The sequence below is a fragment of the Streptococcus jiangjianxini genome (genome assembly GCF_040225085.1).
GTDB classification, from domain to species: Bacteria; Bacillota; Bacilli; order Lactobacillales; family Streptococcaceae; genus Streptococcus; species Streptococcus jiangjianxini.
Map to the genome: position 1 here is coordinate 1 of NZ_JBEHGL010000004.1, position 12675 is coordinate 12675.

The 12675-nt window shown below is 39.7% G+C and carries 6 protein-coding genes and 2 riboswitches; of the genes, 3 read left to right on the forward strand and 3 right to left on the reverse strand.

The features are described from left to right. A partial coding sequence (locus tag ABP870_RS03015; RefSeq protein WP_350014015.1) for a SpaA isopeptide-forming pilin-related protein occupies positions 1–4155 on the reverse strand: 4155 nt, incomplete at its 3' end. A 763-nt stretch (positions 4156–4918) separates the two neighbouring features. Next, positions 4919–7222 carry a DNA helicase PcrA gene (pcrA, locus tag ABP870_RS03020; RefSeq protein ID WP_350014016.1) on the reverse strand — a complete coding sequence of 768 codons (2304 nt, stop codon included), beginning with the start codon at positions 7220–7222 and terminating at the stop codon, positions 4919–4921. A 193-nt stretch (positions 7223–7415) separates the two neighbouring features. Beyond that, a riboswitch (glycine riboswitch) is annotated at positions 7416–7490 on the forward strand. A gap of 12 nt (positions 7491–7502) precedes the next feature. Further along, positions 7503–7591, forward strand: a riboswitch (glycine riboswitch). Positions 7592–7750: 159 nt separating this feature from the next. Here pcrA and ABP870_RS03025 point away from each other — a divergent pair. The 3 genes from ABP870_RS03025 to ABP870_RS03035 all read left to right on the forward strand — a co-directional run bounded on the left by ABP870_RS03025 (position 7751) and on the right by ABP870_RS03035 (position 11797). Beyond that, positions 7751–9076 (forward strand): alanine/glycine:cation symporter family protein, encoded by a 1326-nt coding sequence (locus tag ABP870_RS03025; RefSeq protein WP_350014017.1) that lies wholly within the window; start codon positions 7751–7753, stop codon positions 9074–9076. A gap of 120 nt (positions 9077–9196) precedes the next feature. Continuing rightward, a complete protein-coding gene (locus ABP870_RS03030; protein ID WP_350014018.1) occupies positions 9197–10528 on the forward strand; it encodes an alanine/glycine:cation symporter family protein in 1332 nt (443 codons plus the stop codon). 72 nt (positions 10529–10600) lie between these two features. Beyond that, entirely contained in the window at positions 10601–11797 is a 1197-nt protein-coding gene (locus ABP870_RS03035; protein ID WP_350014019.1) for a cation diffusion facilitator family transporter, read from the forward strand. Positions 11798–11891: 94 nt separating this feature from the next. Here ABP870_RS03035 and ABP870_RS03040 read toward each other — a convergent pair whose 3' ends face one another. After that, a complete protein-coding gene (locus tag ABP870_RS03040; RefSeq protein ID WP_350014020.1) occupies positions 11892–12647 on the reverse strand; it encodes an SDR family NAD(P)-dependent oxidoreductase in 756 nt (251 codons plus the stop codon). Positions 12648–12675 lie beyond the last annotated feature (28 nt).

The window sequence follows — 12675 nt, forward strand, 5'->3', positions numbered from 1 at the left end:
TTTACGACGACGTGATGCTGCAAAACCTAGTGAAGCAAGTGCAATAGCTGAACCTGCTACAACTGCTGTTGATGATGATTTTTCACCAGTACTTGGCAATTGATCGTTATTCGCAGCTTTTGATGCTTCTGCTTTTTCAGAAGAAGCTGTTGCTTTAGCAGCTGATGCTTTTACTTCTGATTTATCAGCAACTTTTTTAGCTCCTTTATCTGAAGCATTAGAACCATCTTTACCTTGTTCTTCTTTTTGAGAATCATCTGCTTTTGGTGCTTCTGGTTTTTCCTCTTTTGGTTGATCTTCACCTGGCTTCTCAGATTTTTGAACTTTATCAACAGCGATAAAGTCTTCGTGATGATCTGTATTAGCTAGGTCAAATGCTGCTGTACGGTAGCTGTTCAATTCATAACCTTCTGGAACAGAAACTAGAGATGCTGTGAAGCCTTTACCTGGTTTTACATCTGTAAAGTTAGCGTTACCAAACTCATCTGTTGTTACTTGACGAGTTGAACCGTCTGCTGCTTTCAACTCAACAACTGCACCAACCACAGGGTTGAAGCCATTATCAACTACTTTAATGGTTGCTGAAGCATTACCAACTTCTTTGTCTTCTTTTGGTGCTTCTTTTTGAGTCTTATCAACAGTAATGAAGTCTTCGTGATGATCTGTGTTAGCTAGGTCAAATGCTGCTGTACGGTAGCTGTTGTACTCATAGCCTTCTGGAACCATTGCCAAAGCAGCTGTGTAGCCTTTACCTGGTTTTACATCTGTAAAGTTAGCATTACCAAACTCATCTGTCTTCACTTGACGACCTGATCCATCTGCTGCCAACAATTCAACAGTTGCGCCAACTACTGGTTTGAAGCCATTGTCAACTACTTTAACAGTTACTGAAGCATTACCAACTTCTTTGTCTTCTTTTGGTGCTTCTTTTTGAGTCTTATCTGCTGTGATGAAGTCTTCGTGGTGATCTGTGTTAGCTAGGTCAAATGCTGCTGTACGGTAGCTGTTGTACTCATAGCCTTCTGGAACCATTGCCAAAGCAGCTGTATAGCCTTTACCTGGCTTCACATCTGTGAAGTTAGCATTACCAAACTCATCTGTCTTCACTTGACGACCTGATCCATCTGCTGCCAACAATTCAACAGTTGCGCCAACTACTGGTTTGAAGCCATTGTCAACTACTTTAACAGTTACTGAAGCATTACCAACTTCTTTGTCTTCTTTTGGTGCTTCTTTTTGAGTTTTATCAACAGAGATAAAGTCTTCATGATGATCAGCATTGTCTAAGTCAAATGCTGCTGTACGGTAGCTGTTGTACTCATAGCCTTCTGGAACAGAAGCTAGAGCTGCTGTGTAACCTTTACCTGGTTTTACATCTGTGAAGTTGGCATTACCAAACTCATCAGTTTTCACTTGACGACCTGTTCCATCTGCTGCCAACAATTCAACGGTTGCGCCAGCTACTGGGTTTGAAGCATTGTCTTTAACAGCGATTGTTGCTGAAGCGTTACCCGTAATATCCTCTTCACTAGAACCTGGTTCAGTCGATTTTTTTGGTCTTAAATCCAGTTGTAATAATAATGGGTCATGATCTGAAGCTCTGCCATGTTCTTTCATGAAAATAGAATTAACATGAACCATGTCAAACTCGTAGCGATCTAGAAGATTGTTTGAGATAACTGCATTATCAAGCGATTGGTTATTTCCTTGATAGAAATATGAGAAACGGTCTGACTTATCATGGCGACTGACCAAATTAGACATAATGTCCCCTGAGACAATGTCTAGTGTCTTGGTGAACTCATAATCATTGTAATCCCCTAACATAGCAACATTTAAATCACTATTTTGCTTCATTCCTTCGGAGATAAACTGATTGATAATAGTAGCCATTTGATGGCGTTGCTTTTCTGATTTAAAGCTGACAGGCTGTACCTTACCAAAAATACCATCATCACCACGTTTTGAATTTAGATGAACAGCGACAAGGTTAATTTTTTGTCCATTGAAATGGAATTCTGCAATTATTGGCTTGCGAGAGTTGCTCCAAGCAGCGTTCATCGGATCGATACGAGCTATGCTATATTTCAGTTCACCGTTTTCCCAAACAGCAGGTGTCTTGGCATCACCCTTTGGTTTATCAGCCAAACTCACCCGATCAGCATTGTAAAGAAATCCTGTACGGATATTAGATCCAGGAGCGCCACCATCCATGTTGTTTTCTGGAGCAATATCAATATATTGATAGTTTGGTCCACCTTCAGCTTTGATTGCTTCGATCAAGCGACGAGCACTTTGACTAGCATCAACTGTACCGTCATCGGTAGTACCGTTATTATCTTGAACTTCAATTAAGGTAATAATATCTGGTGATTTCAAGTCATTAACAAATGATCTTGCAATTCGTTTCACCTTAGCATTATCTGTTGTTTTATTATTGGCTGAGAAATTTTCAATATTGTAAGAAGCAATCGTTAGCTTCTCCTCATCTTTAACAATTGTCGTTATTTCTGGTTTTACACCGCCATCAGTCACTTTAGGAGAATTGGCAACTTTAGCTAATAACTTGTAGTTAGTGTATCCATATGTGATTGGACCATAGATCCGTCCTTGGAAGGAATCTCCTGTTTTTGTAATCAGTTTCTTATCAAAAAGAACAGCAATTTTTTCTGGATGAGCGTTATCTGGTTCTAAGGTAAGCCCTCCTACCTTATTCATAAGACCTTTATAACTGCCTGGAACGACATAAACTTCTTTATTAGCTTGCGGTCCAATAATTTTAGCATTATCAATACCAACAAGCATACCTTCTAGAGATTCCCAAAAATCAAGACCATCTGTATCTGGATCGAAAGATGAAAAGGCGTCATCTTCAACAACTTTAGTTGGAGCAATACGATCAACACCAAGCATAACAGGTGCTGGTACCGTTACTTGCCCCTCTTTAATCACTGATGTCGCAGCAATTTGAGTAGTGGTTAAATCAGTAAGTTCTTTCTCACTATAACCAGTTCCTAGATATTCAACCACTTTTCCCATTACGGTTAATTTATCACCGACGGAAACGTCATGATTGGCTAGAAAAACATCAATACCATCCGATGTTTTAGGATTGCCATCGGGTGCTATATCTTGCACATAAAAATGGTTTTTATTGGCAACATATGTCACAACAACGTTTTTAACGGTGACCGTCTGATGCTCAAGTGGCGACGTGTGACTTTCTCCTTGGATTTGTCCTACCGACACTATTCTTTCCACTGGAGGTGGTGTGACACTTTTTTTAACCACTTCAAACTGATTCTCTAAAAATGGTTTTAGCTGCTTATTACCTCTATAGGTGGATAAAATCGCAGTGAGGTTGATCGTATCATTTTCTGAAATCAAACTTAACAACTTAGTGTTGTCAATACCTGTACGACTATCTACTCGAACAGCAACTTTCTGGCCTTTTTGATCTGTAATGTAAAATGTTGACGTCCCATTTGTATCACTTGAGATAGGACCAACAGTCACTTCTTTTAAAGTCACTAAAGTTGACTGAAGTTTATCAGATAAACCATCAACAGTTGTGAGTGTTGGTTGGGGAACTGAAATATCAGGGACTTTAGCAAGTTTAGAAACTTTAGTCAGTTGAACTTCCCCACTGAAATCCCCTAAAGTACCATCTAATTGAACAGTGTCGCCTCTTGTAACATCTTGTTTTTTCCCAGGATAAACATAAAGCCCATCACCAGCTTCGTCTTGAATGTAGAAACCATTTCCACCCCAAGCGTTAACACTACTAATAACCTTACCAGAAACAGTGACAGTCTGTCCTTTTTCACTCGCGCGCGCCTGAGCTAGCGGTATTATTGGACTCTCAGCGGTTGAACTAGACTCCGATAACTCCGAGGCAGAATCAACAAGGGAATTTGGATCTGTCCCTTGAACCTTCAGTGCTGTTTGATCAGTATCCAAAACATTTTCATTAACGGGAGTTCCTGATAAATCCGAACTATTATCTAAATACTCTGTTTTGGGCTGTATTATTTCAGATGTAGGATCTGATTCATCAGCAAGCACATTTTGTTGAGGTAAATTAGCAGATAAAACAAGCGGTGCGAAGAGAACCGACGCTTGTATCATATACTTATAAATAGCCTTTTTTTTCATAAGCATCTCCTGTCATTTGATAATTTTATTGTATCAAAAAGATCAGAATAAACAAGTACATCACGAACGTTTTTTATGTTTTTTTTACAAGAGTTCGTTTTCAGAAAAAATGGTAATGGCAATGTAAATGAAAAGCGCTTTCAAAAAACTGCTACATGTCTTACTATCTAACAGTTGTTTGACCAAAACTCCTCTAACGATATTATTAATTAATATAGATATGCTTGCCAATGTCTTGTTCTTACTTTGTAAACCAAATAATACGTCAACCCTCATGATTCAAATCAACAAGAAAAGACGAATAAGTGGCATAGGATTCAAGAACACCATCACTGTAGCCATACTACCAAGTAACTGAGCATTGACAAGATCTCATTGATCTCATTAGCCAAGGAACAGGACAACCTAAACCAACTAACAGAATCACCCATTAGGTAATCCTTTTAGTAACTGTATTATGAAAATCTATTGACTATAGCATATCGGTAATGTGTTGTTACTGTTTTGGTTTCAGATTACTAGATAATGCTGTTTCAAAACCAAAAATAGCGGTAACCTAGTCTCTATGTACAATCGATTTTAGTGGGAAAGCAATGAGTTATTTTATCTTAACTACGATGTCGCTATTTCTGAATTTTATTAAGTCTAACCTCATTGTCTCTTCTAAGGGTTATCCCGATACAAAATGAACTTGCTACTAGAGAAATCAGTAGCAAGTTCATTGACTTATCAATCTTGGTCATATTCTGTATTCTGACAACTCCTATTTTTTCTCAATAGGTGCAACAGAAGCCAGAAGTTTTTTCAAGCCAACTTCTGGGAATTTGATTTTTAATTCTTGTGTTGACCCAGAGCCGGATACCTCTAGGACAGTACCATCTCCCCATTTTTTATGATGGGCAATATCACCAATCTGCCAATCAACTTCTGTTGCGTTAGATTGGCTTGTTTTTCTGAAGGGTAATGGTCCCTTATTTGAGTGATATGATCGATCTGCCGGACGAGGTTGTGCTTGAGATTTACGCTCTTGAAGCGCTTGCGATAAACTCATGCCTTGTCCAAATTGGGTTGGTTGCTCCTTGGTATATTTGACACCAAAGGCAGACGTTGCTGGTCTTGCTAAACCTTGGTATTGGAGCAAGTCATCTGAAATCTCCCTCAGAAATCGTGTCGGACGATTATAAGAAGTTTTACCAAAAAGGGTACGTGTGTTAGCATTGGTCATAAAAAGAATCTCTTCAGCTCGTGTAATGCCAACATAGGCAAGGCGTCGCTCTTCTTCTAACTCTTCTGGATCTTCTGCAGCGCGTGAGAGTGGAAAGACACCTTCCTCCATACCAATCAAGAAAACAACAGGAAATTCCAAACCTTTGGCTGCATGGAGTGTCATCAGAGTTACCTCAGCGGCTTCTTGATTCCCATCGTCTGTATCGGCGATTAGTGCCAAATCATTTAGGAAACGGCCAAGTTTATCAATTCCTGTTTCGTCATCAGGTCCATCCACGTTGGTTTCATCAAAGTTTTTGGTTACTGAGAGAAACTCTTCAATATTTTCAATGCGAGCCTGACTTTCTAGAGTATTCTGCAATTGCAGAGCCTCTAGGTAACCGGATTTCTCCAAAACAGCTTCAACCAGGTCTGTAATACTGTACTTATCCAAATCAGATCGCAGATTTAAGAGCAGATTAGCCAAATCCCATACCGCCTGTGCAGCTTTTCCTTTAACACCTGAAAGCATGATTTGTTCAGAAGCATCAAGTAAACTCATGTTTTGAGTGTTTGCAAAGCTACGGATTTTTTCTAATGTTCCTGGTCCAACACCACGCTTAGGCTCATTGATAATCCGCTCATAGGAAATATTATCTGCTGTATTGGCAATAACATTCAAATAAGAAATCACATCCCGAATTTCCTTACGGCTGTAGAACTTAGTCCCACCAACCATTGTATAAGGAATATTGGACTTGAGAAGAGCTTCCTCAATGGTACGAGACTGAGCATTGGTACGATAAAGAACAGCAAAATCTTTGAAGTTTTTACCCATTTCACGTGTCATATTGGAAATGGTCGAAGCCACGAAAACTGCCTCTTCTTGTTCATTGTTGGCACGATAGTAGACCAATTGCTCACCGTCAGCGTTTTGTGTCCAGAGCTTTTTAGGACGGCGATTTCGGTTATTATTAATGACTTCATTTGCAGCTTGGAGAATTTTCTTGGTCGATCGATAGTTCTCTTCTAATAAAACAACCTTGGCTTGAGGATAATCTTTTTCAAAATCTAAAATATTTTGCATATCAGCCCCACGCCATCCATAAATAGACTGGTCAGCATCCCCGACGACACAAATATTTTTAAAGCGCGACGCCAATAATTTAACCAATTGATATTGGGCATGGTTGGTATCTTGGTATTCATCCACGTGGATATACTGATAGCGCTGTTGGTAGTAGCTAAGAACATCAGGATTTTGATCAAAAAGACGTAAGGTCATCATGATCAAATCATCAAAATCCATAGCTTCAGAACGCCGTAGCTCTTCCTGATAGGCCTTGTAACATTTAGCAACGATTTGCGTATACATATCTCCTGCTTGCATCTCGTAAGCTTTGTCATCTAACAAATCGTTCTTAGCATTAGAAATGGTCCCTAAAATCGCACGTTCGTTCCACTTTTTGGGATCCAAATTAAGGTTTTTGAGAATCCTTTTCATCAATGTCCGTTGTTCACCGGGATCAACAATGGTAAAGTTACGATTGTAACCAATGTGATCAGCTTCGCGACGTAAAATACGCACACACATGGAGTGGAAAGTAGCTATTAAAGTGTCTTGTGTCGCTGGATTAAGTGCCATAGCACGTTCTCTCATTTCACGCGCAGCCTTATTGGTAAAGGTAATGGCTAAAATATTCCAAGGATTAACAAATTTCTCATCAATCAAGTAGGCAATACGGTGTGTTAAAACGCGTGTTTTACCAGAGCCTGCCCCTGCCATAATTAAAAGCGGTCCTTCTGTCGTTTGTACCGCTTCAGCTTGACGATCATTCATTCCGTTTAACAAAGGATTCATAAGGTCCTCTTTCTTTTTGTAAAATCATTTACTATTTTACCACTTTTAACGTGTAAAATCTCCTAGAATTTTTCTGTTTTTGCTTAAAGGGCTCACATTGTTCGTTTTCTAGGTCAGTTTAAAATATTTCTAAAAATAAACTTGACAAGCCAAACTAATTGAATTATGATAAATCAAAATAAAATATACCGAATGATGTTAATCAGGAGAAGATAGTCCAACAACTATCGCCGAAGGAGTTAAACTCTCAGGTACCTCATTAGAGGTGGGACTGGTTTACTGACGGACTTCTGGAGAGACCCCTTTAGTGGGGCGCCGAAGGGGCAAGGCTATGCTCAATCTCTCAGGCAAAAGGACAGAAAGCAAGGACCAAATGAAAGAGACCTGTTATTAAGGGTCTGTTTTGATAGACTTTTTAGCTATCATCATCGTCTATTTTCGTTAGTAACCATACACCCATCTCAATAGAGGTGGGTTTTCTTTCTTTACTTTTGTTTAACCAATAATCCTTCGGTTGAGGAGTTTGTCATGATTGCTTTTTTCTCTCATCTAGATAGTCTTGTTTGGGGACCACCGCTTTTAATTCTCTTGGTTGGGACTGGCATTTACCTTTCAAGCAGATTACATCTTATTCAAGTGACCAAATTACCCAAAGCCATTCAACTCATTTTTGCTGATGATAAGGGTGAAGGTGACATTTCTAGTTTTGCTGCTCTAGCAACGGCATTAGCAGGAACCGTGGGTACTGGAAATATTGTTGGAGTGGCGACGGCTATTAAAAGTGGTGGTCCTGGTGCTCTATTTTGGATGTGGATCGCTGCTTTCTTCGGTATGGCCACTAAATACGCTGAAGGGCTCTTGGCAGTTAAATATCGCAGCAAGGATGCTAATGGTGACGTTTCTGGTGGACCAATGTACTATATTATCAATGGAATGGGACAAAAGTGGAAGCCATTAGCGATCTTTTTTGCTGTCGCGGGAGTCTTGGTCGCTTGGTTTGGTATCGGAACCTTTACACAGGTCAATTCCATTACCTCTTCTTTGGAAAATAGCTTTGGCTTCTCACCTAGATTGGTTAGTCTTGTTTTAGGAGTCTTAACTGCCCTTATTATCTTCGGCGGCATCCAGTCAATCTCAAAAATTTCAGAAAAGGTCGTTCCATTTATGGCAAGCCTTTACATCATTGCTGCTTTATTAGTTATTGCCTTTCATTACCAACACATCCTCCCGACGATTTCCCTTGTGTTCACCTCAGCCTTCAGCAAAACTGCTGCTATCGGTGGTTTTACTGGCGCCGTAGTAAAGGAAGCTATCCAAAAAGGTATCGCGCGTGGGGTTTTCTCAAATGAATCTGGACTAGGCTCTGCACCAATTGCGGCAGCGGCAGCTAAAACAGATGAACCTGTGGAGCAAGGTTTGATTTCAATGACTGGTACTTTTATTGATACCATCATTATCTGTACCCTGACGGGTTTAGCCATATTGGTAACTGGTCAATGGACAACATCTCTCGACGGTGCTCCTCTTACCCAAGCTGCCTTTGCTGATATTTTTGGAGAATGGGGTATTATCGCCTTGACTATCTCGCTTTTACTCTTTGCTTTCACAACAATCCTTGGTTGGTCTTATTATGGTGAGCGGTGTTTTGAGTTCCTATTTGGTGTCAAACACCTGTCGTTATACCGTTTGATTTTTGTTCTCATGGTTAGTTTAGGTGGTTTTCTCAATCTAGAGTTGATTTGGATTTTGGCCGACATCGTTAACGGTCTCATGGCCATTCCTAATTTAATAGCACTTTTAGCGCTTTCACCAATCATTATTAAAGAAACTAAGCGATATTTTGATAAAAATTAGCTGACAATACTCATTTTCTATAGTGTTTTCTCTATTTGACAAATCATTTCAAGTAGCTATATAATAGACAACGTTAATTTATAACCTTTATTCAATAATCATTATAGAAAGTATACAACCATGTACGAATTACTATCATCCATTGACAGATACGTTTGGGGACCTCCCTTACTAATCCTTTTGGTTGGAACTGGGATCTTCCTTTCTAGCCGACTAGGTTTTATTCAAATTTTCAAACTCCCTACTGCTATTAAACTGATTTTTTCAGATGATGCTAATGGCGATGGCGATATTTCCAGTTTCGCTGCTTTAGCAACCGCACTCGCTGCGACAGTAGGAACAGGTAATATTGTTGGTGTTGCCACTGCGATTAAGCTTGGTGGGCCTGGCGCTCTCTTTTGGATGTGGGTTGCTGCTTTCTTTGGTATGGCAACCAAATATGCTGAAGGACTGCTTGCTATCAAATATCGGATCACAGACGAAAATGGTGAAAAAGCTGGTGGGCCGATGTACTATATCACCAATGGCCTGGGACAAAAATGGAAATGGCTAGCAGTCATTTTCTCCATTTTTGGATCCATGGTGGCGCTACTAGGATCAGGAACCTTTACACAAGTCAATTCCATTACGGATTCCCTTAAAAATACGATAGGTCTTTCGCCACAACTGGTCAGTCCGATCTTGGCTGTTCTTGTAGCTGCCATCATCTTTGGTGGGATTCAATCCATTTCAAAAGTTTCTGAAAAGTTAGTTCCTTTCATGGCAGGGATTTATATTCTAGCAGCTATTGCGGTTATCCTTGCTAATGCCAACAACTTTATTCCAAGTCTCATCCTTATTTTTAAATCGGCCTTCACGGGACAAGCTGCTCTGGGAGGATTTGCAGGTGCCGGTTTCATGTTAGCCATTCAATCTGGTGTGGCTCGAGGAGTCTTTTCTAATGAGTCTGGTTTGGGGTCTGCTCCTATTGCTGCTGCCGCTGCTCGTACCAATGAACCCGTTGAACAAGGATTGATTTCAATGACCGGTACCTTTATCGACACCATTATTATCTGTACTCTAACTGGCTTGGCTATTATCGTTACTGATGGGTGGTCAACAGACTTAAACGGTGCTATCCTAACACAATTTGCCTTCGGGCAAGTTTTCGGTAATATTGGTCAAATCGCCTTGACGATCAGTCTCATACTCTTTGCCTTTACAACTATCCTCGGGTGGTCATACTACGGGGAACGTTGTTTTGAATTCCTCTTTGGTAGTAAATCAATCATTGTCTATCGCATTTTATATGTTATTATGATTGCTCTTGGCGGCTATATTAGTTTGGAAACGATTTGGGTGTTGGCTGATATTGTTAATGGTCTCATGGCCTTTCCTAACCTCATAGCATTGCTTGGATTATCACCGGTCATCCTTCATGAAACGAAGAAATATTTTACGAAGCAAAAATAAGACACAAACATCAGGAAACTGGTGTTTTTCTTGTGTTATAATGGTAGAGTTAAGAAAAATAGAGGAGCTTTCATGTCACATCCTTCTGAAAATTTACGCTTAGCCAAGCGTGGTCCGATTTTGAGTATTTCAGCTTACATGGTCCTTACTATCGGTAAACTAATTTCTGGTTATTGGTTTAATTCGTCTTCACTAATAGCTGATGGCTTTAATAACTTGTCCGATATCGTCGGAAACATTACACTTTTGATTGGGTTACATTTAGCCAGCCAGCCAGCTGATGAAGACCACCGCTTTGGTCATTGGAAGATTGAAGATCTTTCTAGTCTTATCACATCATTCATCATGTTTTTGGTTGGTTTTCAAGTATTAATCCAAACCGTTCAAAGAATCATCTCAGGCAAAGAGGCTGCCATTGACCCTCTCGCTGCTATTGTTGGCCTTATCTCAGCCCTTGTCATGTTTGGGGTTTATGTTTACAATAAAACGCTCTCTAAAAAAGTAAAATCGAGTGCCTTAGTTGCCGCCTCAAAAGATAACCTTTCTGACGCTCTAACTTCTTTGGGAACTATGGTTGCTATCATCGCATCCTCACTAAATTTCCCCATTATTGACCACTTGGTTGCTGTTATCATCACATTTTTTATCCTTAGAACAGCCTATGGGATATTTATGGAAGCGACGTTTAGCCTCTCTGACGGTTTTGATCAATCTCAACTCAAAAAATATGAAGCAGCCATTCTAGAAATTCCCAAAATAACCGCAGTCAAATCGCAGCGTGGACGAACATACGGTAGTAATATTTACCTAGATATCGTTTTAGAGATGAATCCTGATCTTTCGGTTTATGAGAGCCATGACATTACAGAACAAGTCGAAAAAATGCTCAGTGAACGTTTCTCAGTTTATGATATTGATATCCACGTTGAACCCGCTGCTATTCCTGAAGACGATATTTTTGGAAATGTGGTCAAAAAACTATATAAAAATGAAATGATTATCCTTTCCAAAATCCCAGATTTTGAGCAATACATCTCCGAAGATTTCGTTACTATTGAAGCCAACGGGAACATTCTGAATAAGAACCAAGTTATAGATCAAAAAATCTTTTACCCTGCCAACTTCACTAACTTCCAAGTAAGAAACATTAGCCAAAAAACAAAATTACTCACCTATACTTTAGAAAACAAACAACACATGAGCCTCTGGCGTCGTAACGAAAAGTGGTATTTAATCTACCATCAAATTACAAAAATAGAGGATGATTAAACCAAAAGTGAAGTTGAATTTTAGGTTCAACTTCACTTTTCTTGTTTTCTTCAACACCCCTTTACAAACAAAGGAATTGGACATTTTTTAGAGGTTAATCTTCTTTATAAACGGGCAAAGCACCAAAACTTTGGGAAGTTGGCATGATTTCAATACGATTGACGTTCATGTGTTCAGGCTGTTCAACCAACCAAGCCACTGTTCTAGCCATGTCTTCTGGCTGAAGACTGTTGGCTTTTTCATAGAGTTTGCTTGCCTTTTCGTCGTCACCTTTAAAGCGAACAGTTGAAAACTCTGTTCCACCAGCCAAACCAGGCTCAATGTTGGTTACTCTGACATGCGTTCCAGCTAAATCAGCCCGAAGATTAAGCGAAAATTGTTTTACAAAAGCCTTAGTGGCACCATAAATGTTGCCACCTGGATAGGGGTAGTTGCCAGCAATTGATCCTATATTAATCACATAACCAGACTGACGGTCCACCATACCTGGCAAGAGTTGGCGAGTCAAGTAGGTTAATCCCATGACATTAGTCATAATCATAGTTTCCCAATCATCAAAATTAGCTTCATGGGCTTTTTCAAGACCCAAAGCCAACCCTGCATTATTGATCAATATATCAATGGGGTGAAATACCTCTGGAATCTGATCAAGTGCTTCAGAGATATTTTCTTTTGATTGCAGATCCATTTGAAGGGGAAAAAATGCATCGCCTAACTCATTTTTTAAAGCCGTCAAACGTCCTAAGCGACGACCTGTCCCAATAACTTGATAACCTTTTGCTACTAATTCTTTTACAATTGAAGCTCCAAAACCAGCTGTTGCTCCTGTTACTAAGGCTGTTTTTACCATTATATACTCCTTTTCTTCTTTTAAAACG

Excerpts from the sequence above, each read along its gene's own strand:
- pcrA (WP_350014016.1), bottom strand. The coding sequence starts at position 7,222 with ATGAATCCTTTGTTAAACGGAATGAATGATCGTCAAGCTGAAGCGGTA.
- ABP870_RS03035 (WP_350014019.1), top strand. The coding sequence starts at position 10,601 with ATGTCACATCCTTCTGAAAATTTACGCTTAGCCAAGCGTGGTCCGATT.
- ABP870_RS03030 (WP_350014018.1), top strand. The coding sequence starts at position 9,197 with ATGTACGAATTACTATCATCCATTGACAGATACGTTTGGGGACCTCCC.
- ABP870_RS03040 (WP_350014020.1), bottom strand. The coding sequence starts at position 12,647 with ATGGTAAAAACAGCCTTAGTAACAGGAGCAACAGCTGGTTTTGGAGCT.
- ABP870_RS03025 (WP_350014017.1), top strand. The coding sequence starts at position 7,751 with ATGATTGCTTTTTTCTCTCATCTAGATAGTCTTGTTTGGGGACCACCG.